33 protein-coding genes are annotated in these 24,356 nt (G+C 69.0%); 19 read left to right on the forward strand and 14 right to left on the reverse strand.

The window, feature by feature from the left end; translation table 11 throughout:
- Positions 1-60: 60 nt before the first annotated feature.
- Complete coding sequence (locus tag BN1193_RS06170; protein ID WP_052460499.1) at positions 61-1,095, forward strand: 4-hydroxy-3-methylbut-2-enyl diphosphate reductase; 1,035 nt, start codon at positions 61-63, stop codon at positions 1,093-1,095.
- The gene (locus BN1193_RS06175; protein WP_040164911.1) at positions 1,092-1,640 is read left to right on the forward strand and encodes a DUF6264 family protein; all 549 of its coding nucleotides are present in this window, start codon (positions 1,092-1,094) and stop codon (positions 1,638-1,640) included. Before BN1193_RS06170 ends, BN1193_RS06175 begins: the two co-directional genes overlap by 4 nt.
- 105 nt (positions 1,641-1,745) lie before the next feature.
- Here BN1193_RS06175 and fbaA read toward each other — a convergent pair whose 3' ends face one another.
- Positions 1,746-2,774 (reverse strand): class II fructose-bisphosphate aldolase, encoded by a 1,029-nt coding sequence (gene fbaA, locus BN1193_RS06180; protein WP_040164914.1) that lies wholly within the window; start codon positions 2,772-2,774, stop codon positions 1,746-1,748.
- Positions 2,775-2,963: 189 nt separating this feature from the next.
- Between fbaA and glpX the strand changes: the two genes are divergently transcribed.
- Both glpX and BN1193_RS06190 read left to right on the forward strand, forming a co-directional pair.
- Positions 2,964-3,950 carry a class II fructose-bisphosphatase gene (gene glpX / locus BN1193_RS06185; RefSeq protein ID WP_040164916.1) on the forward strand — a complete coding sequence of 329 codons (987 nt, stop codon included), beginning with the start codon at positions 2,964-2,966 and terminating at the stop codon, positions 3,948-3,950.
- 162 nt (positions 3,951-4,112) lie between these two features.
- A complete protein-coding gene (locus BN1193_RS06190; RefSeq protein WP_040164918.1) occupies positions 4,113-4,361 on the forward strand; it encodes a hypothetical protein in 249 nt (82 codons plus the stop codon).
- On the opposite strand, the gene rmuC is transcribed toward BN1193_RS06190, so the two are convergent.
- Positions 4,355-5,626, reverse strand: a complete 1,272-nt coding sequence (gene rmuC / locus BN1193_RS06195) for a DNA recombination protein RmuC (RefSeq protein WP_040164920.1) — start codon at positions 5,624-5,626, stop codon at positions 4,355-4,357. The genes BN1193_RS06190 and rmuC overlap by 7 nt on opposite strands.
- A gap of 31 nt (positions 5,627-5,657) precedes the next feature.
- Positions 5,658-6,251 (reverse strand): exonuclease domain-containing protein, encoded by a 594-nt coding sequence (locus BN1193_RS06200; RefSeq protein ID WP_040164922.1) that lies wholly within the window; start codon positions 6,249-6,251, stop codon positions 5,658-5,660.
- A 71-nt stretch (positions 6,252-6,322) separates the two neighbouring features.
- Here BN1193_RS06200 and BN1193_RS06205 point away from each other — a divergent pair, with 71 nt between their 5' ends.
- From BN1193_RS06205 to BN1193_RS06215, 3 genes are read left to right on the forward strand one after another with little or no spacing between them, the layout of a single operon-like run.
- Positions 6,323-7,072 (forward strand): class I SAM-dependent methyltransferase, encoded by a 750-nt coding sequence (locus BN1193_RS06205; protein ID WP_040164924.1) that lies wholly within the window; start codon positions 6,323-6,325, stop codon positions 7,070-7,072.
- 43 nt (positions 7,073-7,115) lie between these two features.
- The gene (gene ychF, locus BN1193_RS06210) at positions 7,116-8,189 is read left to right on the forward strand and encodes a redox-regulated ATPase YchF (RefSeq protein ID WP_040164926.1); all 1,074 of its coding nucleotides are present in this window, start codon (positions 7,116-7,118) and stop codon (positions 8,187-8,189) included.
- Positions 8,190-8,239: 50 nt separating this feature from the next.
- On the forward strand, positions 8,240-8,698 hold the full coding sequence (locus BN1193_RS06215) for an AAA family ATPase (protein WP_052460583.1): 459 nt from the start codon (positions 8,240-8,242) through the stop codon (positions 8,696-8,698).
- 262 nt (positions 8,699-8,960) lie between these two features.
- Here the strand turns inward: BN1193_RS06215 and BN1193_RS18475 are convergent, their stop codons facing one another.
- Positions 8,961-9,257, reverse strand: coding sequence for a VOC family protein (locus BN1193_RS18475; protein ID WP_326845046.1), 297 nt, complete (start codon positions 9,255-9,257; stop codon positions 8,961-8,963).
- Between the two features lie 45 nt (positions 9,258-9,302).
- Between BN1193_RS18475 and BN1193_RS06225 the strand changes: the two genes are divergently transcribed.
- Entirely contained in the window at positions 9,303-9,659 is a 357-nt protein-coding gene (locus tag BN1193_RS06225; RefSeq protein ID WP_141396633.1) for a MarR family winged helix-turn-helix transcriptional regulator, read from the forward strand.
- A 64-nt stretch (positions 9,660-9,723) separates the two neighbouring features.
- Positions 9,724-10,116, forward strand: a complete 393-nt coding sequence (locus BN1193_RS06230) for an ankyrin repeat domain-containing protein (protein ID WP_195907818.1) — start codon at positions 9,724-9,726, stop codon at positions 10,114-10,116.
- A gap of 151 nt (positions 10,117-10,267) precedes the next feature.
- On the opposite strand, the gene BN1193_RS06235 is transcribed toward BN1193_RS06230, so the two are convergent.
- The 6 genes from BN1193_RS06235 to BN1193_RS06260 all read right to left on the reverse strand — a co-directional run bounded on the left by BN1193_RS06235 (position 10,268) and on the right by BN1193_RS06260 (position 13,938).
- A complete protein-coding gene (locus BN1193_RS06235) occupies positions 10,268-10,963 on the reverse strand; it encodes a class I SAM-dependent methyltransferase (RefSeq protein ID WP_230206431.1) in 696 nt (231 codons plus the stop codon).
- A 29-nt stretch (positions 10,964-10,992) separates the two neighbouring features.
- The gene (locus BN1193_RS06240) at positions 10,993-11,439 is read right to left on the reverse strand and encodes an SRPBCC family protein (RefSeq protein WP_052460502.1); all 447 of its coding nucleotides are present in this window, start codon (positions 11,437-11,439) and stop codon (positions 10,993-10,995) included.
- The gene (locus tag BN1193_RS06245; RefSeq protein ID WP_052460503.1) at positions 11,436-11,759 is read right to left on the reverse strand and encodes an ArsR/SmtB family transcription factor; all 324 of its coding nucleotides are present in this window, start codon (positions 11,757-11,759) and stop codon (positions 11,436-11,438) included. The genes BN1193_RS06240 and BN1193_RS06245 overlap by 4 nt, the downstream gene beginning before the upstream one ends.
- Before the next feature lie 151 nt (positions 11,760-11,910).
- Positions 11,911-12,384 (reverse strand): MarR family winged helix-turn-helix transcriptional regulator, encoded by a 474-nt coding sequence (locus BN1193_RS06250; RefSeq protein ID WP_040164932.1) that lies wholly within the window; start codon positions 12,382-12,384, stop codon positions 11,911-11,913.
- 39 nt (positions 12,385-12,423) lie between these two features.
- Positions 12,424-13,071 (reverse strand): DUF998 domain-containing protein, encoded by a 648-nt coding sequence (locus tag BN1193_RS06255; RefSeq protein ID WP_195907819.1) that lies wholly within the window; start codon positions 13,069-13,071, stop codon positions 12,424-12,426.
- A 171-nt stretch (positions 13,072-13,242) separates the two neighbouring features.
- Positions 13,243-13,938: an alpha/beta fold hydrolase gene (locus BN1193_RS06260; protein ID WP_040164935.1), complete on the reverse strand. Its 696-nt coding sequence runs from the start codon at positions 13,936-13,938 to the stop codon at positions 13,243-13,245.
- Positions 13,939-14,061: 123 nt separating this feature from the next.
- On the opposite strand from BN1193_RS06260, the gene BN1193_RS06265 reads away from it, so the two are divergent.
- The 5 genes from BN1193_RS06265 to BN1193_RS06285 all read left to right on the forward strand — a co-directional run bounded on the left by BN1193_RS06265 (position 14,062) and on the right by BN1193_RS06285 (position 17,932).
- The gene (locus tag BN1193_RS06265) at positions 14,062-14,511 is read left to right on the forward strand and encodes a MarR family winged helix-turn-helix transcriptional regulator (protein ID WP_040164936.1); all 450 of its coding nucleotides are present in this window, start codon (positions 14,062-14,064) and stop codon (positions 14,509-14,511) included.
- 65 nt (positions 14,512-14,576) lie between these two features.
- Entirely contained in the window at positions 14,577-15,398 is an 822-nt protein-coding gene (locus tag BN1193_RS06270) for a siderophore-interacting protein (RefSeq protein ID WP_040164937.1), read from the forward strand.
- 160 nt (positions 15,399-15,558) lie between these two features.
- The gene (locus tag BN1193_RS06275) at positions 15,559-17,022 is read left to right on the forward strand and encodes an MFS transporter (protein WP_326845047.1); all 1,464 of its coding nucleotides are present in this window, start codon (positions 15,559-15,561) and stop codon (positions 17,020-17,022) included.
- Between the two features lie 29 nt (positions 17,023-17,051).
- Positions 17,052-17,456, forward strand: coding sequence for a VOC family protein (locus BN1193_RS06280; protein ID WP_040164939.1), 405 nt, complete (start codon positions 17,052-17,054; stop codon positions 17,454-17,456).
- A gap of 23 nt (positions 17,457-17,479) precedes the next feature.
- On the forward strand, positions 17,480-17,932 hold the full coding sequence (locus BN1193_RS06285) for a GNAT family N-acetyltransferase (RefSeq protein WP_040164941.1): 453 nt from the start codon (positions 17,480-17,482) through the stop codon (positions 17,930-17,932).
- Positions 17,933-18,120: 188 nt separating this feature from the next.
- Here BN1193_RS06285 and BN1193_RS06290 read toward each other — a convergent pair whose 3' ends face one another.
- Positions 18,121-18,435 carry an MmcQ/YjbR family DNA-binding protein gene (locus BN1193_RS06290; RefSeq protein ID WP_040164942.1) on the reverse strand — a complete coding sequence of 105 codons (315 nt, stop codon included), beginning with the start codon at positions 18,433-18,435 and terminating at the stop codon, positions 18,121-18,123.
- A gap of 59 nt (positions 18,436-18,494) precedes the next feature.
- On the opposite strand from BN1193_RS06290, the gene BN1193_RS06295 reads away from it, so the two are divergent.
- Positions 18,495-18,908: an NUDIX hydrolase gene (locus tag BN1193_RS06295; protein ID WP_040164943.1), complete on the forward strand. Its 414-nt coding sequence runs from the start codon at positions 18,495-18,497 to the stop codon at positions 18,906-18,908.
- 35 nt (positions 18,909-18,943) lie between these two features.
- Here BN1193_RS06295 and BN1193_RS06300 read toward each other — a convergent pair whose 3' ends face one another.
- Entirely contained in the window at positions 18,944-19,315 is a 372-nt protein-coding gene (locus tag BN1193_RS06300) for a transcriptional regulator (protein ID WP_052460504.1), read from the reverse strand.
- Positions 19,308-19,868 carry a hypothetical protein gene (locus BN1193_RS06305; protein ID WP_040164944.1) on the reverse strand — a complete coding sequence of 187 codons (561 nt, stop codon included), beginning with the start codon at positions 19,866-19,868 and terminating at the stop codon, positions 19,308-19,310. The genes BN1193_RS06300 and BN1193_RS06305 overlap by 8 nt, the downstream gene beginning before the upstream one ends.
- 116 nt (positions 19,869-19,984) lie before the next feature.
- Between BN1193_RS06305 and BN1193_RS06310 the strand changes: the two genes are divergently transcribed.
- Together BN1193_RS06310 and BN1193_RS18260 are read left to right on the forward strand one after the other, a co-directional pair.
- Entirely contained in the window at positions 19,985-20,182 is a 198-nt protein-coding gene (locus BN1193_RS06310) for a hypothetical protein (RefSeq protein WP_040164945.1), read from the forward strand.
- 157 nt (positions 20,183-20,339) lie between these two features.
- Positions 20,340-21,113: a GNAT family N-acetyltransferase gene (locus BN1193_RS18260; RefSeq protein ID WP_230206432.1), complete on the forward strand. Its 774-nt coding sequence runs from the start codon at positions 20,340-20,342 to the stop codon at positions 21,111-21,113.
- A gap of 523 nt (positions 21,114-21,636) precedes the next feature.
- On the opposite strand, the gene BN1193_RS06330 is transcribed toward BN1193_RS18260, so the two are convergent.
- Positions 21,637-22,026, reverse strand: coding sequence for a hypothetical protein (locus BN1193_RS06330; RefSeq protein WP_040164947.1), 390 nt, complete (start codon positions 22,024-22,026; stop codon positions 21,637-21,639).
- A 119-nt stretch (positions 22,027-22,145) separates the two neighbouring features.
- Here BN1193_RS06330 and BN1193_RS06335 point away from each other — a divergent pair, with 119 nt between their 5' ends.
- Both BN1193_RS06335 and BN1193_RS06340 read left to right on the forward strand, forming a co-directional pair.
- Complete coding sequence (locus BN1193_RS06335) at positions 22,146-23,672, forward strand: MFS transporter (RefSeq protein ID WP_040165573.1); 1,527 nt, start codon at positions 22,146-22,148, stop codon at positions 23,670-23,672.
- Positions 23,659-24,216 (forward strand): TetR/AcrR family transcriptional regulator, encoded by a 558-nt coding sequence (locus BN1193_RS06340; RefSeq protein WP_040164948.1) that lies wholly within the window; start codon positions 23,659-23,661, stop codon positions 24,214-24,216. The genes BN1193_RS06335 and BN1193_RS06340 overlap by 14 nt, the downstream gene beginning before the upstream one ends.
- Positions 24,217-24,356: the final 140 nt, after the last annotated feature.

Below are 24,356 nucleotides of genomic sequence, written 5' to 3' on the forward strand. Positions count from 1 at the left end.
GCGGACTCAGCGGCGCGCCCATAGAATCAAGGGGTGAGTACCCCTGCTGTCCACCTTCCCGTGCCCCGGATTCCGGGTCGGCGCGGACGCCTTCAGGATAACCCGGTCGACGGACACAAGCGGGTGCTGCTGGCGGCCCCACGCGGCTACTGCGCCGGTGTCGACCGTGCCGTCGTCGCTGTGGAGAAGGCGCTGCAGCGCTACGGCGCTCCCGTTTACGTGCGCAAGCAGATCGTCCACAACATCCATGTGGTCACCGAGCTGGAGAAGCAGGGTGCCATCTTCGTCGACGAGGTCGACGAGGTTCCCGAGGGCGCGCACGTCGTCTTCAGCGCGCACGGGGTGTCTCCCGCCGTGGTCAGCGCCGCCGCCGACCGCGGCCTGCAGGCGATCGATGCGACGTGTCCGCTCGTGACCAAGGTGCACCGCGAGGCCGTCCGTTTCGCCCGCGACGACTACGAGATCCTGCTGATCGGCCACGACGGGCACGAGGAGGTCGAGGGCACCGCGGGCGAGGCCCCCGATCACGTCACGATCGTGAACAACCCGGCGGAGGCCGAGACCGTTCAGGTCAAGGACCCGTCCCGCGTGGTGTGGCTCTCGCAGACCACGCTGTCGGTGGACGAGACGATGGCCACGGTCGAGAAGCTTCGTGAGCGCTTCCCCGAACTGCACAATCCGCCTTCGGACGACATCTGCTACGCGACCCAGAACCGCCAGGTCGCGATCAAGAAGGTCGCGCAGGACGCGGACCTCGTGATCGTCGTGGGCTCGGCGAACTCGTCCAACAGCGTCCGCCTGGTCGAGGTGGCGCTGGAGTACGGTGCGAAGGCCGCCTACCGTGTGGACTACGTCGATGAGGTGCAGCAGGAGTGGCTGGACGGCGTGCACACCGTCGGCGTCACGAGCGGCGCTTCCGTACCGGAGGTCCTGGTGCAGGAGGTCATCGAAGAGCTGGCCGGTGCCGGCTACCGCGATGTCGAAGAGGTGCGCACGGCGGAGGAGGACCTCATGTTCTCCCTGCCGAAGGAGTTGCGCCAGGACGCATCCGGGAAGCAGGACGAGCGGGCCCGCGGCGGGCGGGCGGCACGATGAGCGATCAGGACCCGCGGCCGCGCCCGCAGTACGGCGAGTACGCCACGCCCGAGCAGCAGCGTGCGCACATTCGCCAGCCGGTGCCGGAGCACGTCACGCCCGCACCGGTGACGCCCACGGCACCGCAGCAGCGCCCGGCGGCTCCCGCACCCGTCGCGCAGCCGGTCCAGCCGCAGCGTCTGGTGACCATCGTGCTGCTCGCACTCGGTGCGGTGAACGTGCTCCTCAGCGCGTTCTCGTTCCTGTCCCTCAGCCAGACCCTGCCGGAGATCCTCCGCGCGCAGGGCCTGCCCGACGACATCGCCGACATGGATCGCGGTCAGGGCTGGGGTTTCGCCATGGCCGCCGCATTGATCGTCGGCTACCTGCTGACGCTCTGGATCACGATGCGCCGATTGAAGGCGCGGCGCTCGGCCTGGTGGATTCCGGTGGTCGGAGCCCTCGTGACGTGGCTGGTGGTGTGCGTGCTGATGGCGGCGCTGCTGCTCTCGGACCCCGCGATCGTCAGCTACATGACCACGCACACCCCGACGTCGACTCCGTGAGCGGCATCCCGCCCACCACGGGCGGGTGTCCCTGCGCGGGAGAGGGCGCGTGAGGACGGCGACGGCCCGCCCCGAGATCGGGGCGGGCCGTCGCCGTCAGGGGTTTCAGCTCTGCGAGTGACCGAACGAGCCGAGCTGGCGGGTGGCCTCCACGACGCGGGCGGCCATGGCGGTCTCGGCGACCTTGCCCCACGCGCGCGGGTCGTACTGCTTCTTGTTGCCGACCTCGCCGTCGATCTTCAGCACACCGTCGTAGTTGGTGAACATGTAGCCGGCGATGGACCGGGTGAACGCGTACTGCGTGTCGGTGTCGATGTTCATCTTCACCACACCGTTGGCGACCGCGGTGGCGATCTCCTGATCCGTCGAACCGGATCCGCCGTGGAAGACGAGGTCGAGCGGCTTCGGACCGGTGCCGAACTTCTCCGCGATACCGGCCTGGATCTCGCCCAGCAGCTCCGGGCGCAGCTTGACGTTGCCCGGCTTGTACACACCGTGGACGTTGCCGAACGTGAGGGCCGCGATCCAGCGGCCCTTCTCGCCGAGTCCGAGCGCCTCCACGGCCTGGGTGACATCGCCGACCGTGGTGTACAGCGCGTCGTTCGACCCCTCGTGCCGGACGCCGTCCTCCTCGCCGCCGACCACGCCGATCTCGACCTCGAGGATCGAGTTGATGTTGCGCATGCGGGGGAGAAGCTCCTTGGCGATCTCGAGGTTCTCCGCCAGCGGAACCGCCGAGCCGTCCCACATGTGCGACTGGAAGATCGGCTCACCGCCGGCCTTGACCTGCTCCTCGCTGGCCGCGAGCAGCGGCAGCAGGAACGAGTCCAGGGCGTCCTTCGGGCAGTGGTCGGTGTGCACGGCGACCGTGACGGGGTAGTTCTTGGCCACCTCGGTGACGTAGCGGGCCATCGCCAGAGCGCCCGTCGCGCGGGCCTTGACCGTCTGGCCGGCGAAGTAGTCGGCGCCGCCGGTGGTGACCTGGAGGATGCCGTCCGATCCGGCCTCGGTCAGGCCCTGAAGCACGGCGTTGATCGTCTGCGAGCTCGAGACGTTGATGGCCGGATACGCGAAGCCGCCCTCCTTCGCGCGGGCGAACATCTCGGCGTACTGATCCGGGGTTGCAACGGGCATGATGCTCCTTTGAGAGAGGGAGGAGGGTCGGTTGCAACTCTACCGATATCGCGATGCTTCGCCCCTTTCCCGAGCCGGACCGTCGAAAGCTCAGGGCTCCTGACCGGCGCGGCAAGAAGCGCGATTCCTTCGCGTCGTGTCGGCGATATTTCGCTGTTTCCTCGCCCGTGTCCTGCCACGATGGGGTCCATGGTGAGCCTGACCGACGACATGAGTCCCCTCCACCCCGACCGTAACCTCGCGCTGGAGCTGGTGCGCGCCACGGAGGCGGCCGCGATCCGCGCCGTGCCGTGGATCGGACGGGGGGAGAAGGAGAAGGCCGACGGTGCCGCGGTGGACGCCATGCGGGCGTTCCTCGCGACCGTCGCGTTCGACGGTCGCATCGTGATCGGTGAGGGTGAGAAGGACCACGCGCCGATGCTGTTCAACGGGGAAGCGGTCGGTTCCGGTCGCGGCCCGCAGTGCGACGTCGCGGTGGATCCCATCGACGGCACGTCTCTCACCGCCGCGGGACGCAACAACGCCCTCTCGGTGCTCGCCGTCTCGGATCGCGGCACGATGCTGGACGCGTCCAGCGTGTTCTACATGGACAAGCTCGTCACCGGTCCGGCCGGCGTGGGCGTCGTCGACATCCGCCTGCCGATCGGGGAGAACATCCGCCTGCTGGCGAAGGCCCTGGACAAGCCGGTTTCCGAGATCGTCGTCTCGGTGCTGCACCGACCGCGCCACGAACAGCTGATCGAGGAGATTCGCGAGGCCGGGGCGGGCACGCGCCTGATGAGCGACGGCGATGTGGCCGGCGGGATCAACGCCGCCCGACACAACGCCCGCACCGATATGTGCGTCGGCATCGGCGGCAGCCCGGAGGGCATCGTCACCGCGTGCGCCATCAAGGCGCTGGGTGGACACATCCAGGGCCGCCTTTGGCCCCAGACCGATGAAGAGCGGCAGCGCGGACTGGATGCCGGGCTGAAGTTCGATCACGTCTACGAGGCGGATGAACTGGTCACCAGCAACAACACGATCTTCGTCGCGACCGGTGTCACCGACGGCCAGCTCGTGGACGGTGTCCGTCGCGAGGACGGGTACATCTTCACCGAGTCCGTGGTGCTGCGCAGCGCCTCCGGCACCCTGCGGCGGATCTCGTCGGAGCATCTCGTGTCCAAGTGGCTCTGATCCGGCGGGCTCGCTGACTCACGAAGAACGACGTTCCCGGGGATTCCCCGGGAACGTCGTCGTTTCGTGACCGTGTCCCACGCGTGCGTTCAGGAGAGGGTGCGAGAATCGAGGACGGTGCGAGGGCGGGACTGGCCTCAGCGCCGAGAGGAGGGGACGAGCATGACCATCAACGCGGACCGCCCCATGACCGGCGCGCAGGCCGTCATCAAGAACGCGACCGGATCTCACGCGATCATCACGACCCCGGCCGTCACGGCCCCGAAGCCGGACCCGGCGCGGCGTCAGGACGTGCTCTTCCGCGTGCGGCACAAGCCGGGGGAGATGAGCGTGTGGTGGCCGATCTCCGCGTTCGTCCTCGTCTCCGGCAGCGTGGTGGCGCTCCTGAGCCTCATCCCCGGCGGTCAGTGACCGTTCAGGCGCGCCCGTAGCGCTCCGATGTCGGCGCCCGTGACCGGAATGGTCGCGGGCGCTTCGTCATCGGTGGCCTCGGTGGTCAGCTCGACAGCGGTGAAGCCCCGGGCCGGCACGTCGACCTCTCCCGGCGCGGCGACCGCGTCGAGCTTGGTCGCATCGATGCCGGGGAACCGACGCGCCGTGACGAGGACGCGGCTCTCCAGCGAGCCGGCGAAGCGGTTGTACGCCGTCACCGTCTTCTCCAGCGAGGACCGCAGGTCCGAGGCATGCCCGGCGAGAGTGCCGAGCCGTTCGTACAGCTGGTTGCCGAGGCGGAACAACTCGTGCGCCTGTGCGGTCACGTCCTGCTGGGTCCAGGTGTAAGCGACCGACTTCAGCACCGACCACAGAGTCACGGGGGAGGCCAGCGCAACACGCTGCGCGAAGGCGTGATCGAGGAGGGTCGGGTCGGCTTCCAGGGCGGCGGAGAGCATGGCCTCGCTCGGAAGGAAGCACACCACCAGCTCGGGGCTGGACTCGAGCCCGGCCCAGTAGGCGCGCTTGGCCAGCGCATCGACATGGCCGCGGACGGCCTTGGCATGCTGGCGGAGGGCGGGGGCCTGGTCGGCGTCCTCCAACGCGCTCGCCGTGAGGAACGCGTCCATCGGGGCCTTCGCGTCAACGGCGAGCGCCTTGCCGCCGGGGAGTCGGACCAGGAGATCGGGGCGACCGACGGTGCCGTCCGGAGCGGTGATCGTGGCCTGCAGCTCGAAGTCGACGTGCGCGGTCATGCCGGCGGCCTCGACGAGACGGCGCAACTGCGCTTCGCCCCAGGTGCCGCGCGCGGTCGTCGAGCGCAGTGCGCCGGCCAGCGAGTGCGTCGCCTGGCGCAGTTCGTCGTCGGACTCCTGCGCGCGCCGCAGCTGCTCGCTGAGGGCGCCGAACTGCGCCTGGCGGTCGCGCTCGAGCGAGCTGACCGAGCGGTGCATCTGCTGCAGCGTCTCCTGCACCGGGCCGAGGGCGGTGAGCACGGACGCCTCGCGGCGGTCGCGTTCGCGCTGGACATCGCGATCGGCGCGAGCCTGCTCCTGCGTCTGCTGCAGGAGCGCACGGTGCTGACCGACCTGGTCGCGCAGTTCTGCCGCGCGTGCCTCGCTGGCGGCCAGGCGCGCGAGCAGGGCGGTGTCATCCGTCGTCACCCGCGCGCGCAGGAACCACCCGAGCGCGAGGCCCGCGGCCAGGCACAGGATCGAGGCGATGGCGATCAGCAGGGCGTCCATGGTGACAGTGTGCGGCGAGCCACCGACATTCTCACGCGACGGCGTGCAGAAGCTCCGGCGCGGGGATCGCCCCGATGCGGACGCCGACCGCGGCGGCCAGGGTATCGAGGTCGCCGGAGCCGGTGCGCCGTGCGGCGTCGATGATGATGTGCGCACAGGCGAGGGCGTCCGCCGCGGCGTCGTGGTGCGCGAACCCCGTGAAGCCGGCTTCGGCGGCGGCGAACGGCAGGCTGTAGGAGGGCAGCTCGTACACGCGCCGGGCGACCTGGACGCTGCACAGGTAGCGGTACGGCGGGCATTGATCCCCGGTGGCGGCGCAGGCGCGGCGCAGCACGCTCATGTCGAACCCGGCGTTGTGCGCGACCAGGACGTCGGCACCGGCGAACGCGGCGATCCGGTCCAGCTGATCAGTCCAGGGCGCCGCCGAACGGACGTCCTCCGGATGGATGCCGTGGATCTCAATGTTGCGAGGATGGAACTCGTCGTGTCCCGGAGGGGGCTGGATCAGCCATCCCGCCGTCGCGACCACCCGTCCGTCGCGCACTCGGGTGAGACCGACCGCGCACGCGGAGGCTGTGGATGCGTTCGCCGTCTCGAAGTCGATCGCTGTGAAGTCCACTGGCACGCCTCCACCCTCGCGCCGAGGGCGCGGGACACCGGGCAGGCGCGCCGGATGCGGTCGGATACGCTCGCCGTATGGCCAGCCGTGATGAGATGTCCCGCTCCTTCGGAGCCGAAGCCGATGCGTACCAGACCGGACGCCCGGAGTACCCCGCCGAGGCGGTGGCGTGGTTGCTGGAACCGGTCGCCGATCGGTCCCCGCGCGTCGCGGACGTCGGCGCCGGCACCGGAAAGCTGACGCGCGCGGTGCTGGCTGCGGGAGCGTCCGAGGTGGTCGCAATCGACCCGGATCCGGACATGCTGGCGTCGTTGCGCGCGGCGACGACGGGCGTTCCGACGCACGAGGGCACCGCCGAGGCCCTGCCGCTGCCCGACGCATCCGTCGACGCGGTCGTGCTGGGCCAGGCGTGGCACTGGGTCGACCCGGAGTCCGGCTCGGCCGAGATCGGGCGTGTGCTCACCCCCGGTGGCGTGCTCGGCCTGATCTGGAACATCCGCGACTCGTCCGTTCCGTGGGTCGGTCGGATGGGCGAGATCATGCACAACTCGAACGCGGAGATCATGATCGCCGACGGCGGTCCCGTCGTGGCGGCACCGTTCGGCGAGCCCGAGCGGCGCGACTGGTCCTGGTCTCGGACGATCACTCGTGACGGACTGTTCGCGATGGCTCGTTCGCGGTCGTACCTGATCACCGCCTCGGACGAGGATCGTGCCGCCGTTGAGGCCGAGCTCGGCGTCCTGTTCGATGAGATCGGCGCCGTCGGCGAGCAGACCGTCGAGCTGCCGTACATCACCAGCGCGTTCCGCTACCGCCGGGCCGACTGACGCGCGGTGGAGAGGGTCCACCGCCCACGTAGACTGGTGTCCCGTGGCCCTCACTATCGGAATCGTCGGACTGCCCAACGTCGGCAAGTCCACCCTGTTCAACGCGCTGACGCGCAACAACGTTCTCGCCGCGAACTACCCGTTCGCGACGATCGAGCCGAACGTCGGCGTGGTGAACCTGCCAGATTCCCGCCTGGACAAGCTGGCGGAGATCTTCAGCTCCGAGCGGATCCTGCCCGCGACGGTGTCGTTCGTCGACATCGCCGGCATCGTGCGCGGAGCCAGCGAGGGGGAGGGGATGGGCAACCAGTTCCTCGCGAACATCCGCGAGGCGGACGCCATCGCGCAGGTCGTCCGCGGCTTCACCGACGACGACGTGGTGCACGTCGATGGCGCGGTGAACCCGGCCAACGACATGGAGACGATCAACGCCGAGCTGATGCTCGCCGACCTGCAGACGATCGAGAAGGCTCTTCCTCGCTACGAGAAGGAGACCAAGCAGAAGAAGATCGACGGGTCCGTCCTCGAAGCCGCGAACGCCGCGAAGGACGCGCTCGAACGCGGTCAGCTGCTCTCCACCGCCGGCATCGACCTCGCGCCGATCCGCGAGCTGGGGCTGATGACCGCGAAGCCCTACATCTACGTGTTCAACGTGGACGAGGCCGTGCTGACGGACGATGCGAAGAAGGCTGAGCTGGAGGCTCTCGTCGCGCCGTCCAAGGCGGTCTTCCTGGACGCGAAGATCGAGTCGGAGCTGATCGACCTCGACCCCGCCGACGCGCAGGAGCTGCTGGAGGCGACCGGCCAGACCGAGTCGGGCCTGGACCAGCTCGCCCGCATCGGTTTCGACACCCTCGGCCTGCAGACCTACCTGACGGCGGGCCCGAAGGAGTCGCGCGCCTGGACGATCCCGCAGGGCGCGAAGGCCCCGCAGGCCGCCGGCGTGATTCACACCGACTTCGAGAAGGGCTTCATCAAGGCCGAGGTCATCTCCTTCGAGGACCTCGTCGCCACCGGCTCCGTCGTCGAAGCCCGTTCGAAGGGCAAAGCCCGCCTCGAGGGCAAAGACTACGTGATGCAGGACGGCGACGTGGTGGAGTTCCGCTTCAACGTCTGATTCGCTCCGTGCGGTTCGAATAGGGTCAGGACATGGCACGGGTCGTCTTCATGTGCGGGCCGGCGGGTTCGGGGAAGTCGACCGTTGCTCGCGTCATGGAAGAGGGGGGCTTCGTTCGCCTCTCGTTCGATCAAGAAGCCTGGGCCAGGGGGATCCGGCACATGCCTCTGGCGGAGGATGTGCACCGGGACATCGAGGTCGAGCTTCGCCGCCGGCTGGTGGACCTCATCAGCGACGGTCGTGATGTCGTCCTGGACTTCTCCTTCTGGTCGCGAGCCATGCGCGCGGAATGGCGACGCGTCGCGGAGTCGCTCGGCGTGGCTCCGGAGACGATCTACCTTGCGACTGACCGGGCGACGTGCTTGGAACGGGTGGCGGCTCGCGGTCGTGCATCGGGTGACGATTTCGCCTTGGACGCGGTGACTGCCGCCGCCTATTTCGATCACTTCGAACCCCCGGACCCGAGTGAGGGTGCAGTGACCGTGGTTGATGGGTGGGCAGCCTCGTGACATCTCGCCGCCAGGGTGCGAAGTCCGGGCGAAGCCGGACCTGGTAGCACTCGTCATCGGCGATGGTGCCGATCGCCGTGAAGCACTGGACGAGGTCTCCGCCGCGCATGGTGGTTCGGGGTGAGTAGATCGCGATCCGGTCGCCGCGGGACAGAAGGGAGAGCCGACGCAGGCTGCCGTGAGCGGCTTGCACGATTCCCTCGCGCAGGCCCACGACCGCGTGGTCGAGGGACACGACGTTGAGCCAGGAGGCTATCACGAGTCACTCGTGGACAGTGATGGTGTACCCATCAGGGTCGGAGAAGGCGAAGTGAAGACCGAATGGCCCTTCGGACGGTGAAGTGAGGACGGGCACGCCGGCCGCACGGAGGCGATCATGGAGTGCCTGCGCATCATCGACGCGGAGCCAGAGCGCGACGCCGAGGCCCGCCGGTCCGGCGTCGAGGTCGGTTCCCGGCAGGGGGAGTGCGCAGCGCCATCGGGATCGGCTCGGTGAAGAAGATGATCGCGTCAGGCTGCGTCCGTCCGCGGGTGAGGCCGAGATGAGCTGGGGCAGCAAGTCGGGTACGTCCTCAAGCAGGTGGATGCCCGGCTCCGCAGCGAAATGGACGACGTGCTTCGTCCGCTGGGCATGACCGTGTCGCAGTACGCGTGTCTGGAGGTGCTGCAGCTGCGCGGGGCGCAGTCCAGCGCTGAGCTGGCACGATCGTCCTTCGTCTCGCGGCAGTCCGTGAACGTGATGCTGAAGACGATGGGCAGGAACGGCTGGGTCGAGGTGTCGTCCGAGCCGGTGGGTGGCCGAGCCAAGCCCTACCTGATCACACCACATGGGGTGGGGGACCTCGTTTCTGCGCGAGCCGCGGTCTTGGCCGTCGAGGAGCGGATGGTCGCACGGATGAGCCAGCGCGATCGCGCCACACTGCTCCGCCTGCTGTCGGACTGCCTCGGGGGCCTCGAGTGAGCCGCCGCACGTGCGCCGGCCCGGTGACGACGATGAGCCGGTGTGGATGTACGACACTGGTGGGGTGAAGGACGATGGCCTCTACCGCGCGGTGATGCAGAACGACTCCGCGCTGGCGCAACGTCTGTTGGGGGAGGGCGCTGACCCCAGCGTCGCGCCGAAGCGCAACGGCAACACGCCGCTCCATCTCGCTGCCTTCTACGCCGATTCGGACATGGCGCGAGTGCTGATGGATGGCGGTGCGCCCATCGAGGCGCGCGATGCGAACGGCTGCACGCCCCTGTTGACGGCCACGCTGTCGTACGGCAAGGGTACGGAGGTCATCCGTCTGCTCCTGGCCGCCGGTGCGAACCCCGCTGTGGAGAACGATCACGGTGTCAGCCCGCTCAGCCTGAGTCAAACGCTCGCGGGGTTTCCCGACGATGGGCGTGCGGAGCTGCGCAACAGTCCGCAATGATCCGGCTGGTCGCGACCACTGGGCGTCAGCTCTGGTGGTTGAGCCGGACATTCGCGGGCAGCGCGGGACTCTGGTGTTGATGGTCTGACGTGCCGAACTGCGGTGGACTTCCGGTTCAACGCGCCGCCGCCGCAGATCGCCCGGCGCCGGTTCACCCCGATGCGGGCTTGGTCCACTCGATGGTGTGTCGGAACCCCAACTGGCGTCGGACCTGGGCGCCCGGCATCGCTCTCTGCACGGCGCCGCGGATCGTCGCCAAGGTGTCCTCCGGATCCTTGACCGGGTGCGGCGCGGCTTCGGCGGTCGGCTGCGCCACCCAGGGGTGTCGGACGAAACCGATGACCGGATTGGTGATCATCGACGCGACATCCCAGAGCTGGTCGATCGCAGAATCCGGTCGGGCGAGGCCAACGCAAAGGAAGCGTCCGCCGGGTGCGAGGACACGGCGCGCGTGCGAAAGCGCGTCCTGGAGGTCGAGGTGGTGAAGCACCGCGACCATGGTCACCAGGTCCTTGCCCGGGGGGATCTCGCTGAGGGGAGTGGCATCCACGGTGACGTTGGGCAGACCGGCGCACCGTGCGGCGGTCGCCTGTCGCATCTCGGCGTCGATATCAGTCCCGTGTACGTGGGCGAATCGATCGGCCAGGAGAGCGGCGAGCGCGCCTCGACCGCAGCCGACGTCGAGCGCTTCGGCGCGCCCTGCCGGCAGCCGGGACAGGATCCACGGGTGGAACGCGTCATTGTGATTCCACGGGTGGCGGCTGTTCAGTGCGTGCATCGCCGCAGCGGCACGAGCACCCACCCTGTTGCGCAATGCGTGCCGGACATCCACACCCCAGTTTCCCACGTGGTGCTCGTTCGAGCGCTCGGCGCGCGTCAGGGGTGGGTGTCGAGCGGTGAATCGATCAGGTCGAGAGCGTCGAGCACGTGGTTCCAGCCCTGACGATAGTTCTCTGCGGGTTCGGGTGTCGTCCACGGGCCGGTGTGCTCCACGGTCACCCGTGTGCCGTCGCCGTCGGGCGCGAAAGTGACGCGCACTCGCTCGGTCGGCCCGTCGTGCCCGTCGTCGGACCAGATCCAGCTGAAGTCGAGCCGTGCACAGGGGTCCCATGTCAGGTATTCGCCGTGCACGGCGATGCCGTGGTCGGCGGCCTCGATGCGATAGCGGCCTCCGACGCGGCCGTCGACGAAGTAGCGGGTATCCGGCCACGTGCTCCACCACCAGGCACGAAGACCGTCTTCGGTCGTCCAGGCCGACCACAGTCGTCCCACGCTGCCGGTGAAGGTGCGGCTGAGTTCCAGGTGATCCATCGGAACGGTCATGGCTTCTCCAGGTGTTTCTCGAGGGAGTCGAACTGGTTGTCCCAGAACGACTTGCGGGTGGCGATCCAGATCTGCAGCTCATCGAGACCGGACATCCGGGCGTGGTGGGTGACCACGCGGCCCGACTTGTGCGATGTGAGGAGACCGGCGTGGGCCAGGATCTCGGCGTGCTTGGCGATTGTCGGAAGTCCGACTCCGGTCAGCTCGGAAAGCTCGGAACTGGTGGCGCCCCCGACGTCGAGTCGGCTGAGGATCTGCCGTCGCGTGGCGCTCGCCAGTGCTGACGCCACGGTGTCGAGCCCGTCCGCATACTTCGTCATATAGCGAAGTATTGCATGCTCGCCGCTGGCGTGTCCAGGCCGAGATGCGCCGACAAATCGGCGGGAGCGGGCCGCGCTCGATCGGTGGCGGCGATCTCCGGTGCGGCCATCACGAGGGGCACGCGGCATGAGCGTCGACTGATGTCGCTGATCACACCCCGCGCAGGCGGTCGATCTCCACTCGATTGACCTCGGAAGCCGCGCGGAACAGCTCGATCGCGAACGCCAGTTGGTCCTCGGTGAGGGTGTCGAGGTAGGCGTTCCAGCGTTCCTCAACCCTGTCGTAGATGGGCCCGACTCTGTCCTTCACGACGGCTGCGTCCGCCGTCACGATCACTTTCCGCCGGTCGTTCGGGTCACGCTCCCGGGTGACGTATCCGGCCCGCGCGAGCCGATCGATGACAGCCGTGATCGCTCCGCCGGTGGTGAGTCCCGTCCGTTCGGCGAGTTCGCCGGGGGTCGCGGGGCCCTCGTTCATGAGGATGCTGACCGCTTGGAGATCGGTGCTGTTGACTCCACCCGCGCGCGCGGCCGCGTCCTGGAAGATGACGGCGTTCGCCATGAACTCCCGCATCACAGCGCTGACGCGTTCGTGCCGTCCGGCACGCTTCTTCGGCTCCGTCAACTCGCCCCCTCGTTTCGGGAATCAGGCTACCCGCCCGCTTCAGCGAGTCACTGCGGCGCGCGAGTCCATCCGAGTTGATCGCACCGAGCGTGTCGAGAAGGCTGTGGTGACGAGGAGCACGCCCACCATCGTGATGACGATCAGTACCCGTTGAATCGCGCCGGAGTATCCCGTATTGCCGCCTGCGCCGGTCGCGTCGAACGTGGCCATGAAGGCGGCGAACAGCACCAGCGATGCGCAGCCTGTGAGAAGGGACGTGCGTGCGACGGCGGTCGATACGCGGTGCAGCGGACGCCACGCGAGGAGCAGGCCGAGAGCGGGCAGGGGGATCGCCAGCAGGAATCCGGTGAGGTGCATCATCATCGACTCCAGGGTGAACAGGCCGCAGATGATCATTCCGGGACCCATGAGTGCCAGGAGGATGCCCGCCCACCGCGCGAGACTGCCGCGCGGCCACCAGGCGCGCAGCGCGCTGACGTGCGTGGTCAGGATCAACGCCCCACCCACGATGAAGGCGGCGTTCATCGCCGGACCCGTCACGCCGAGACCCAGACCGCTGATGGGTTGGCTCACCCATGAATACGGTTCGATCCGGTGGCCGAACAGTGTGTAACCCGGGCTCATCAGTCCGAGGATCACCCAAGCCAGGGTGAAGATCGTGCCGCCCACGAGGGCGAACCAGCTCATGCGTGACATATCGTCCCTTTCTCTCGCCGATAGAGATACTCTAGATCAGAGAGGTTCTTACGGCAAGCGGAGTGGTGATTGTCCGGGTGCGTCGGTGGGGGGAGTGCGGCACGACGAAGCGCCCGGACTCCGGCCAATGGCTGAGAGAGTCCGGGCGCTCGGCTGTGTGGGTCAGCGTCCGGCGGCGCGGTCGATGACGTCGGCGACGGCGACCGGCTGGGAGTTGTAGACGGAGTGGCTGCCGGGGCTCTCGGCGATCGTCATGCCCGCACGCTCCGCCATCCGGCGCTGCAGCTGCTGACCGAGCATCTGGTCATCGAGCGCGATCAGGTAGTAGCTGGCCTTGTGCGCGTAGGCGGGGTCGGCGACGGTCGCGTTCGCGGCCTGCACGCCCCAGCCGGGCATGGCGTCGGCCATGAAGGCCGATTCCGCCGCCGGGAGGTCCGCGGCGAACGCCGTCGGGAACGCATCGTGATCGATCATCAGCATGCCGTCGACCGGCGGGAGGATCGGCGGGACCGGGGTCCCCTCGGGCAGGTCGGCGATGAGGTCGTTGACCGACTCACCCTCGCCGGGCGCGAAGGCGGTGACGTACACGAGCGATGCGACGTTGGGGTGGCTGCCGGCCGCTGAGATTATGACGCCGCCGTACGAGTGTCCGACGAGCACGGTCGGTCCGTCCTGAGCGTCGAGTACGCGGTGGACATCGGCGACGTCGTCATCGAGGACGGCGCATCGGTGCTGTGTGACCGAGACCGAGTATCCGCGGCGGACCAGCTCCTCGTAGGCGTTGCGCCACCCGGATCCGTCCACCCATGCGCCGTGCACGAGGACGACGTTCTTCACCGCGGCCGACTCTGCTTCCATGACTTCCTCCAACTATCGAGCAATATTAAATCGCGCGATAAAGAATACACCACGAGTGAATCGGCGAACAGGGTGGTCACGGGCGGATACTGGACGGACGCACCCCATCGCATCCGAGGACCCATGCCCCACGCATCGACGCCCATTCCCCTTGATCAGCAGCTCTGCTTCTCCCTCTACTCCGCATCGCTCGCGGTGCAGCGTCTCTACCGGCCGTTCCTCGACGAACTCGGCATCACCTACACCCAGTACCTCGTGCTCTGCACGCTGTGGGAGAACGGACCCCTGGCGGTCGGCGCCATCGGACGACGGCTGGTCCTCGAGGCCAGCACGGTCACCCCGGCTGTGAAGCGTCTCGAGGCGGCGGGGCTCGTCACGCGCCAGCGTTCGGTCAAGGACGAACGTCGCGTGCTCGTGGATCTGACGCCCCGGGGGCTCGCGCTTCGCTCGGGTACGACGCACCTCAACGACGAACTCCTGCGCAACTCCGGACTCGACCCCGCCGGAATGATCGCGCTCACGGCTGCGGTTCGCACTCTCACGGATCATCTGCGCGAGCCGGACGAGGACTGACCTCGATTCGCTGGGTTGCGAAGTTCCCCTTCGCTCAGAGACATGGTTAGGCTACCCTTACCGGCATGGGTAGGAAGAAGAACACTCCGGCCGAGCGCCAGTTCCTGATGGCGCACGTCGTTCGCACCGAGCGGCTGAGCGCCAACTTCGTCCGGGTGACGCTCGGTGGGCTGGAGAGCCTCGAGGTGCGCGGGGATGACCACTGGTGCCGGCTCTTCTTCACGCGGGAGGGGCAGGACGTGCTGGCGCTGCCGACGCACACGACGGAGATCGGCTGGTACCTGCAGTACCTCGCGACGCCCAAGACGCGCCGCCCGTGGGTGCGCGCGTACACGGTGCGGGACGCGCGCCCCGAGGTCGGTGAAGTGGACATCGACTTCGTCATCCACGCCGACCGCGACGGCAACACCGGGCCCGCCGCGCGGTTCGCGCTCGAGGCGCAGCCGGGCGACCGGGTCGGATTCCTCGATCAGGGTGCCGCCTACACCCCCGACCACCCGCATGACTGGACGCTGCTCGTCGGCGACGAGACGGCGCTGCCGGCTATCGCGGGGATCTGCCGCTCGCTCCCGGCCCAGACGCGCGGGGTCGCGATCATCGAGATCCCGACTGCCGGTGACCGTCAGGACTTCCCCGCTCCGTCCGGGATGGAGATCACCTGGGTCGCGCGGGATGAGTCGGCCGACGCGGCCGGCCGGCCGGGTGAGCTCGCCCTGCGTGCGCTGACTGCGGCGACGCTGCCGGACGGTGACGTCCACGCGCACACCATCGGGGAGTCCGCCCTGGCGACCGGAGCGCGTCGTCACCTCGTCAACGACCGGGGCGTGCCCAAGCGACACGCGGACTTCTCGGGGTACTGGCGCCAGGGGCGCGCGGCGACGAGCTGACACCCCCGGGACTGCACGCACCTGCGCGCCGCCGGTCGCACCTCCCGCCGTCCAAGTGGTAACCTGCGAGGCAGCAGAGGTAGAAACGTCCTGTCCGCATCGGGGGACGCGCATACACGGCTCGAACGGGCCGTCACTTCTTCATCAGAAGGAGTGCACCGTGCTTTCCCGCCCGTCACGTCCCCGCACCATGCGTGAGTCCTGGCTCGCGCTGACCGGCTTGTCGCTCGTGTTCCTCTTCGAGATGCTCGACAACTCGATCCTGAATGTGGCGCTGCCCACGATCGGGCGAGATCTGAACGCGACGACCACCGCGGTGCAGTGGGTGACGGCTGCCTATGCGGTCGTCTTCGGTGGCCTGATGCTCATTTTCGGTACCCTCGCAGACCGGATCGGGCGCCGTCGGATCATGCTCCTCGGCCTGGTCCTGCTGGGCGTGGCGAGTCTCGCCACCGCGCTCGTGACGACGGTCGGCGAGCTCATCGCCGTGCGGGCGGTCATGGGCGTCGCCGCCGCGATGACGGCACCGGGAACGCTCGCACTGGCGTTCCGACTGTTCGACGAGGAGGCCCAGCGCCTCCGGGCGATGACCATCATCTCCACGGTCGGTTTGGTCGGCCTCGCGATCGGACCGCTCGCCGGCGGACTCGCCCTGGGCTCGATGCCGTGGCAGACGTTGCTGCTCGTCAACGTGCCGGTGGCGGCGATCGCGTGGCTGGCGATCCGCGCCGGAGTGCCCGCCGATCGTCCGGACGAGCTCCATCGCGGTCCCGTGGACGGATGGGGTGCACTGCTCGGCACGGGAGCGATCCTCGCGGCGCTGCTCGCACCGACGTTGTTCGTCGACGTGGGCGCCGGCTCGTGGGCCCCGTGGGCCGGCGTCGCCGCGGCGGTCCTGCTGGGCGTGGCCTTCGTGGCTCGTGAGCGTCGGTTCCTGCATCCGATCCTGGATCTCGCCCTGATCGCCCGGCCCCTCGTCGCGAGCGGCCTCGCGTTCAAGGCCGCGGCCAATCTCGCCGTCGCCGGACTGGGATATCTGGTGACGCTGCAGTTGCAGCTCGCGTGGGGGTGGACGCCGGCACAGGCCGCGATCGGCATGCTGCCCCAGGTCGTCGTCCTGATCGCCGGGGGAGCGGTCATCGGGGTCGTGGTGCGCCGTTGGGGGATCGGGCGTGCCGCCGTGTTCAGCGCGCTCGCAGTCGTCGCGGGCCTTGCCGTCTATGCGTTCCTCGGCGGAGCCGGTTACGTCTGGGTCGCGATCGCCCTCGCGCTCGTCGCCGGTGGGATGCGGCTCATCGGGGTGGTGGCCGGGAACAACGTCATGAAGGGCGTCCCGGCCGATCGGACCACACTCGGGGCCGCGCTCGCGGATACCGCCGGGGAAGTGGCGACGGCCACCGGCGTCGCGCTCAGCGGGACCATTCTGGCCACGATGTTCACGGGACGACTGGCCGCGGGCGCGTGGACCGCGGCACAGGCCGCCGATTTCACTGCGGGGCTCCGGTGGGGCGGGATCGGCCTCGTGGTCGCCGCCGCCCTCCTCGTCGGTGTGGGTATGGTCTGGACGCGTCGAGGCAGTGACGCGCCCACGGCTGCGCCGGGTCGCTTTCGTCAAGACGCCTGACGGGCGCCCGTTCGCCGTAGGCTCCTCGCATGCAGGGCATCGTCTGGTGGGAAGTGGAGACGGCTCGTCCGGAGGAGTTCATGCGGTTCCATGCGGAGCTGTCCGGGTGGTCGTTCGTGCCCGCGTTCGCCGACACGGGGCTGGGCGCCGACTACTGGGAGATGCGCTCCGCCGGTGCGGACATCGGCGGGCTCCAGCGGGCGGCGTCGGCCGCGCCCGCCCCGTCGCCCGGGCCGCGCCTCTACACGGCGGTTGATGACCTCGAGGCGGAGTTGGATCGTGTTGTCGCGCTGGGCGGCACCATCGAGCGAGGGCGCATCAGCCTCGGCGGCGATGATCGGTGGTTCGGTGTGTACCGAGACGCGGCCGGCGTTTCCTTCGGCCTCTGGACGCCGAACCCGCCACGTCCCGGCGGGATCCGTGCACCATCGTGACGGAATCGAATCACGCACCCCTGATGCGGACCGCGCGGCCCGACGAGGCGGGTGAGATCTCCGCGCTCGCGCTGCGCTCGAAGGGTCACTGGGGCTATTCGGCCGCGTTCCTGGAGGCGTGTCGGGACGAGCTCACCGTCACACCGGAGGAGTGCGCCGCGGGTTCGGTGACCGTCGCGGACATGGACGGAACGATCGCGGGCTTCTTCTCCGTTTCGGGCACGGTTCCGACGGGCGTGCTGGACGCGTTGTTCGTCGACCCGCAATGGATCGGCAAGGGCGTCGGTCGCGCGCTTCTGCTCCGGGCGCTGCGCATCGTTCGGGCGGACGGATTCCGCAGCCTCGAACTCGACGCCGATCCGGGTGCTGAGGGTTTCTACGCGAAGCACGGCGCCGTCACGATCGGCACGGCACCGAGCGGCTCGATCCCGGGACGGATGCTGCCGCACATGCGGTTCGACCTCGGAGGCGAGTGAGTTCGCGCTCGCGGTAGGGCAGGAGACCATCGGGCGCCGGACGGAGATCGGAGAATCCGTCGGTCCAGATCGCGTGCACGGTGTCGAGGTCATCCGCGTCGGCAGCGGCTCCCATGGCTTCGATCGCGCACTCGCGAGAGCCCTGGTCGACCATGCCGCCGGAGCGAGCCGCGGAGCCTCCGGACTGATTACGGCCGTGCGCGGGCTCGACGCTGCCTGTCCCAGCTCAGGCGGATGGCAGATCGGATGGCGTCCGCGTCGCCGTCGAGGCTGGCCTGCACCTTTTCGTGGGTTTCCCAGTGCGGCGGCACGCCGAACGTGTCCGGGTTCGCCGTGAGGAGCGCGTCACGCTGCGCTCTGTCGACGCGGATCAGGATGGTGCCCGGCTCGTCGGGCCGCACGACGAGCAGCCCATCGACGTACCACCCGACACGTCCGGCGGCACGACGTCGGCGGCACCCGTCCAGCGAGCCGGCGAACGCAGCCACGTCATCGAGGTTCATCGGCTGATGGTAGGCCTTGAGCCTTGGTCGGTCCAGACGCGTCGGCATACCGTGGGGCCATGGAGCGGGTACTCGCCGCCGGCGCGGTCATCCTTGACGACCGCGGTCGGATTCTGCTCGTCCGGCGCGGGACGGAGCCGGAGAAGGGCCGGTGGTCGGTTCCCGGCGGGTCTGTCGAACCGGGGGAGTCCGCGGCCGAGGCGGCGAAGCGAGAGACGTTCGAGGAGACGGGACTGCGGGTCGAGATCGGCCGCCGGTTGTGGACGGTCGACGTGCCCGCAGGCGACGGGCGCGTCTATGCAGTCCACGATTTCGCCGGCACCGTCAGCGGGGGCGTCCTGGTGCCGGGTGACGATGCCGACGACGCTCGATGGTTCGCACCTGACGAGCTGGATCGGGTCACGCTCACTCGCGATCTCCATGACCTCCTCGCGGACGCCGGCATCGTTCCTCCGACGTCTGCGACCGAGTGATGCTTCCCGACAGCGGCAACGCCGCGGGACGTGTTCTAGCGGACGTGGACGGATCCCGTCGGATCGTCGAGGCCGGCGGCGTCCACGACTGACTGCAGGGCGCGGACGTGGGTCTCGAACGCCTCGCGGCCCGTCGCGGACGACGAGAACCAGCGGGTGCGCCGCTTGCCGGTGAACGTCTGGTTCGACTCGACATAGCCGACCTCGGTCAGCACGGACAGGTGCGCGGCGAGGTTCCCGTCGCTGAGTTCCAGTGCCTTGGCCAGGGCGGTGAACCGGATCGCTCCGTCCCGCGGAATGCCGTGCAGCGCGGCTTGGATCCGCAACCTCGTGGGATCGGACAGCGTGGAATCGAACGGCGCGCGCAGGGCGTCCAGCACGGGATGAAGGTCGACGGATTCACGCACGGGACGCCTCCGGCATGATTCGGCGCACTCCGAGACCGAGCAGGGTCACTCCCGCTGCGAATCCATACCAGAGCAGGGGATGCGGCAGTTCGAGAAGTGCGACCGTACCGGCGATCACGACGCCGAAGCCGGCGACTGCGGCGAAGGCCCGATCGCCGGTCGCCACACCGTACAGGCACATGGCGAGTCCCCAGATCGAGCCGACCAGGAGGACGGCGTGCGTGAGCGTCGCGGGCTGGGCCGCGGCGACGAGGAACGGCGAAGCGCACAGCACGATGCCCCAGCCCCAGCGCAGGCGCGTCTCGATGCCCGTGCGGATCGGGCGGGCGGGAACCCAGGACAGGGTCATGCCCAGCACCCACGCGACCGCCACGACGGCGATCCGCCACGGGCCGTCCAGCAGATCGAGCGCGGCCAGGCCGATCGTCCAGGCGATGCCCCGTCCGACCAGCGGCAGGCCCGTCGACAGCGCCCGGCTGGCCCGTCGAGTCGTCGCGGTGAGTCCACCGATCTCCTGCAGGGACCGCTGTGCGGCCTCCGGGCCGTCCGACATGATTCGAGCCCCTTTCCCCGGGCCGTCCGCCAAATCTGCGAGGCACCTTCCGCCGGAGGCCCGATGGGAATACTCTGCCGCACAAAGTATCTCAATCGCAATGAAGGGACGGGGCCATGGGGCGGTATTTCGCGAGCGGACTGCTGGCCGGGGTGACGGCGGCTGTGATCTGGACATCGATCTGCCTGATCACCGGGATCGAGGCGAAGACGATCGGATTGTGGGCGTTGATCTTCCTCGTAGTGGGCACGGTGCTCACCATGGTGATCGCGAACGTGATCGGAACGAGGAAGGCTGAGAGCAGTCGAGCCTGACGATGAGGTCGGCAACCGATGATCCCGGACGCGCGGCGTCCGGGATCATCGCCTTTTCGGCAGTGGCTCGGCGGCGTCACGTCTGCCGGCGAGTTCGGCCACGAGAACATTCATGACCACATCCGATGCGGTCGTGTCAGCGGGGTAGCGTGGGCGCATGACCTCCCCCGACGATCTCGTCGCCGGCCGTGGAGCGCGCGGGGCCAGCGTGGGGCTCCGGCGACTTCGTCACGCGGATGCACCCGCGGTGCTCGCGGCGTTCGCATCGAACCCGGACATGGCGCGGCAGGGTGATGCGACATCCCTCGACGCTGCCGAGCGCTACGTGACGCGGCTCCTCGCGTCCGGGGGCTCCCAAGAAGCCTGGGTTGTCGCGGATCGGGGCGCGCTGGCCGGTCTGGTGGCGGTGAGCGTGGACGAGGAGAACCGGAGCGGCTGGTTCTGGTACTGGATGACGGATTCCGTGCGCGGACGGGGATGGACAGGGCGAGCCGCGGCGACGGTGGCGGAGTGGGCGCTGACGGTTCGTGGGCTCGAACGTCTGGAACTCGGGCACCGGGTGAACAATCCGGCCTCGGGGGCGGTCGCGCGGCGGGCGGGGTTCCTTCGGGGGGGGACCCAGCGCGGGAAGGTCCTCAACGGTGGGGACCCGGGCGGCGGGCGAGCCGCGGCGACGGTGGCGGAGTGGGCGCTGACGGTTCGTGGGCTCGAACGTCTGGAACTCGGGCACCGGGTGAACAATCCGGCCTCGGGGGCGGTCGCGCGGCGGGCGGGGTTCATTCGGGAGGGAACCGAGCGCGGAAAGTTCCTCATCGATGGGAACCGGATCGACGTCGCCACCTACGGTCGGCTGCGCACCGACCCGGCGCCTGCGTTCGACCCCGTCCCCATGCTCGACGAAAGATTCCTCGGTGCGGGCGCCCGGCGATGACCTCACTCGTGGACACCGCGCAGCGTCGCCGGCAACGGGTGGCGGGACGATCCGTCGATCACGACCTGCGATGGTCGACCTGGCCTCGAACCGCTTGTTCTGGAAGGTCGGTGACCCGTTCATCCACCCCTACGAGGTCGCGGTCGATTTCCGGGTGGAGCGCCCGCGTGTGGGTCTCGGAGGGCGTCACGTTCAGTGCCGTGGGCTCGACGCTCACCGCCGCGGACATGCTCGCGAACGGGGATGCGCACCTGATTCGCGCCGAGGGGGAGCGGCTCCGGCCGTACCTCGAGCGCCTGAGCCGCGGTGAGCGCGTCACGCAGAGGGTGCCGAACTCCTCGCCGGTCGCCGCGTCGTGGGGTCGGTGTTCGGCGAGGATCGCGAGGATCGCCGACTCGGCATCACGGTCCGCCTGCGTGGCGAAGTCCGTTCCGCCCTTCGGGAACCGCGTCTCGTCTCGGTGATAACCGCGGGCGACCGCGGCGGCGGCGATCGCGACCTCGGCGTCGGTCAGGTCCGGACCTCAAGCACCGCCGCGATTCAGGGCACGCTGCACGGTGGCCAGTGTCGATTCCGGCCCGTCATTGAAGCAGAGCGGAACGCCCGGTTGCAGTGCGTGGGAAGCCGTCACCACCCGCTCGAAGATCTCGGTGTACTCGGGTGCGGTCCGCAGCCCGGACCCGATCTCGATGACGTCGAAGGCGTCCGCGGTGAGGAACCGTCGCACCTGAGCCTCGGCGAGATCGGCATCGTCCGGAACCGCGCAGACCGTGACCTCGAATCCGGCCCCGCGCAGGTCGGCCTCCACCTGAGCCAGGCGCGCGCGGAGGGTGGCCGCGCTCTGTCCCGGCCACGGGGCGAAGTCGACGACCGACGGGTCGATGCCGATCTGGAGGACACGGGGTGCAGACACGCGGTCAGCCTACGGCGCGAGCGGACGAGTCCGTGTGATGCCGATGGAATCGGCGTCCCTCGGCGGATTCTCAGCCGCCCGATTCGCTAACGAACCATATGGTTCGTTAGCCTGGGGTGGTGCAAAACGCCCCCACCGCTGTTCGTGCCGGCCGCCGTGAATGGGCGGCGCTGGTCGTCCTCATCCTCGCCGTCACCCTCCTCGCGATCGACGGAACCGTTCTGTACCTCGCGGTTCCCGCGATGGTCGCCGACCTCTCTCCGACGGCGACGCAGATCCTGTGGGTGGGCGACATCTACTCGTTCGTCCTCGCCGGTCTGCTCGTCACGATGGGAAACCTCGCCGACCGGATCGGTCGCAAGCGCCTCCTGCTGATCGGCAGCGTGGGTTTCGGGATCGCCTCCCTGATGGCGGCGTTCGCGCCGTCGGCCGAGGTGCTCATCGCCGCTCGCGCTCTGCTCGGTTTCGCGGGCGCGACCATCATGCCCTCGACGCTGTCCATCATCCGCAACCTCTTCCTCGACCAGGTGCAGCGGACCAAGGCGATCGCGATCTGGTCCGCGGGTGCGATGGCCGGCGGCGCGGTCGGTCCACTCGTCGGCGGCGCGTTGCTGGAGCACTTCTGGTGGGGGTCGGTCTTCCTCATCAACGTTCCGATCATCGCGCTGATCATCGGGTTCGGGCTGTGGCTGCTGCCGGAGTCGAAGAACCCGGACGCGGGACGCATCGATCTTCTGTCCGCTGCGCTGTCGGTGCTGGCGATCGTGCCCATCGTCTACGCCGTGAAGCAGGCCGTTGGCAGCAAGCTTGACTGGACGGTGTTCGCCGCCGTGATCCTCGGCCTCGTCGCGGGGTGGATCTTCATCCGCCGCCAGCGCCGTCTCGAGACGCCGCTCGTGGACGTGTCGCTGTTCCGGATCCCCGCCTTCAGCGGCGCCGTGTCCGCCAACGCGCTGTCGATCTTCGCGTTCTTCGGAGTGCTGTTCTTCTTCTCGCAGTATCTGCAGCTGGTGCGAGATTTCTCGCCGTTCTGGGCCGGGCTGGCGGAGCTTCCGGCGACGATCGCGTCGCTCGTGGTCGTCGTCGTGGTCGGCGTCGCGCTGGCGAAGCTCGGGCTGGGTCGGGCGATCGCCGTGGGCCTCCTCGTCGGAGCCGTCGGCCTGGTGGCCGTCGGCCTCACTGCAGAGGTCACGAACTTCGTGTGGATGGGCCTCGCGCTCGCGGTGATCGGCCTCGGCACCGGACTGTCGATGACCCTGTCCACGGATGCCATCGTGTCCGCCGCGCCGCCCGCCCGCGCCGGCGCCGCGTCGTCCATCTCAGAGACCGCATACGAACTCGGCATCGCACTGGGCATCGGGGTGCTGGGGTCCCTCCAGGTCGCCATGTATCGCGGGGGACTGCAGATCCCGGACGGGACGGCCCCGGAGGCACGCGCGGCGATGGAGGACTCGCTCGCGACCGCGGCGAGTACGCTCGGCCCGGAGGACGCCGACCTCCTGGCGATCGCGCAGCACGCGTTCACCCACGGCATGCAGGCGACCGCATACATCGCGGCCGGACTGCTGGTCGTGTCGGCGTTCATCGCGTGGCGGCTCATTCCGTCGGCGAAGATCACGAAGGAGACCGCGCATGGAGCACACTGAGCGCGCGACGCGCGACAAGGAGCGCACGCGTCGGGCGATCATCGACGCGGCCGCGGCGATGATCTCCGCGCACGGCTCGGGCGTCAGCCTGGCGGACATCGCGAAGGAGGCCGGCGTGTCCAAGGGCGCGCTGACCCATCACTTCGGCAGCAAGCGCGAGCTGGAGGACGCCCTCCTGGCCGACACCGCCGAACGGTTGCGGGCCGAGGTCTACGCGCACGTCGACGCGTCGGAGACCACCCCCGGCAAGCTCCTCCGGGGCTACATCCGTGCGATCACGTCGGACAGCTCGGTGGTCCGCGAGCTGTACTCTCCGTCGGCGATGCTGATGATGCTCGGGATGGACCAGCCGAGCAGTCCGGCGCTGGAGCGGGACGCCGAAGCCTGGCGTGAGGAGTTCGCCGCGGACGGCGTCGATGAGGCGACGTCCCTCATGCTGCGGTTGGCCGCAGACGGCTGGGCGGCCTCGAACGACACGCCGTACCTGACCGCGGGGGAGCGCGAACTGGTGCGCGCGCGACTGCTCAAGCTCGCGGGCGGCTGACCGTGCTTCGTGTCGGTGGTCCCGGATACGCTGGCCGGGTTGACGATCGAGCGCGCCTACGCCGTGTCCGCTGTTCACGGGTTCCTGGCGCCGTTCCGGTCCGCTCTGGAGCTCATCGATCTCGACGGTGCCCCGGTGCT

Source organism: Microbacterium gorillae, from assembly GCF_000826185.2.
In the GTDB taxonomy this organism is placed as follows: Bacteria; Actinomycetota; Actinomycetes; order Actinomycetales; family Microbacteriaceae; genus Microbacterium; species Microbacterium gorillae.

Coding starts and splice junctions, on each gene's coding strand:
- BN1193_RS06175 (WP_040164911.1), top strand. CDS start 1,092: ATGAGCGATCAGGACCCGCGGCCGCGCCCGCAGTACGGCGAGTACGCC.
- fbaA (WP_040164914.1), bottom strand. CDS start 2,774: ATGCCCGTTGCAACCCCGGATCAGTACGCCGAGATGTTCGCCCGCGCG.
- glpX (WP_040164916.1), top strand. CDS start 2,964: ATGGTGAGCCTGACCGACGACATGAGTCCCCTCCACCCCGACCGTAAC.
- BN1193_RS06190 (WP_040164918.1), top strand. CDS start 4,113: ATGACCATCAACGCGGACCGCCCCATGACCGGCGCGCAGGCCGTCATC.
- rmuC (WP_040164920.1), bottom strand. CDS start 5,626: ATGGACGCCCTGCTGATCGCCATCGCCTCGATCCTGTGCCTGGCCGCG.
- BN1193_RS06205 (WP_040164924.1), top strand. CDS start 6,323: ATGGCCAGCCGTGATGAGATGTCCCGCTCCTTCGGAGCCGAAGCCGAT.
- BN1193_RS06215 (WP_052460583.1), top strand. CDS start 8,240: ATGTGCGGGCCGGCGGGTTCGGGGAAGTCGACCGTTGCTCGCGTCATG.
- BN1193_RS06225 (WP_141396633.1), top strand. CDS start 9,303: ATGGACGACGTGCTTCGTCCGCTGGGCATGACCGTGTCGCAGTACGCG.
- BN1193_RS06240 (WP_052460502.1), bottom strand. CDS start 11,439: ATGACCGTTCCGATGGATCACCTGGAACTCAGCCGCACCTTCACCGGC.
- BN1193_RS06245 (WP_052460503.1), bottom strand. CDS start 11,759: ATGACGAAGTATGCGGACGGGCTCGACACCGTGGCGTCAGCACTGGCG.
- BN1193_RS06255 (WP_195907819.1), bottom strand. CDS start 13,071: ATGAGCTGGTTCGCCCTCGTGGGCGGCACGATCTTCACCCTGGCTTGG.
- BN1193_RS06260 (WP_040164935.1), bottom strand. CDS start 13,938: ATGGAAGCAGAGTCGGCCGCGGTGAAGAACGTCGTCCTCGTGCACGGC.
- BN1193_RS06265 (WP_040164936.1), top strand. CDS start 14,062: ATGCCCCACGCATCGACGCCCATTCCCCTTGATCAGCAGCTCTGCTTC.
- BN1193_RS06270 (WP_040164937.1), top strand. CDS start 14,577: ATGGGTAGGAAGAAGAACACTCCGGCCGAGCGCCAGTTCCTGATGGCG.
- BN1193_RS06280 (WP_040164939.1), top strand. CDS start 17,052: ATGCAGGGCATCGTCTGGTGGGAAGTGGAGACGGCTCGTCCGGAGGAG.
- BN1193_RS06285 (WP_040164941.1), top strand. CDS start 17,480: ATGCGGACCGCGCGGCCCGACGAGGCGGGTGAGATCTCCGCGCTCGCG.
- BN1193_RS06290 (WP_040164942.1), bottom strand. CDS start 18,435: ATGAACCTCGATGACGTGGCTGCGTTCGCCGGCTCGCTGGACGGGTGC.
- BN1193_RS06295 (WP_040164943.1), top strand. CDS start 18,495: ATGGAGCGGGTACTCGCCGCCGGCGCGGTCATCCTTGACGACCGCGGT.
- BN1193_RS06305 (WP_040164944.1), bottom strand. CDS start 19,868: ATGTCGGACGGCCCGGAGGCCGCACAGCGGTCCCTGCAGGAGATCGGT.
- BN1193_RS06310 (WP_040164945.1), top strand. CDS start 19,985: ATGGGGCGGTATTTCGCGAGCGGACTGCTGGCCGGGGTGACGGCGGCT.
- BN1193_RS18260 (WP_230206432.1), top strand. CDS start 20,340: ATGACCTCCCCCGACGATCTCGTCGCCGGCCGTGGAGCGCGCGGGGCC.
- BN1193_RS06340 (WP_040164948.1), top strand. CDS start 23,659: ATGGAGCACACTGAGCGCGCGACGCGCGACAAGGAGCGCACGCGTCGG.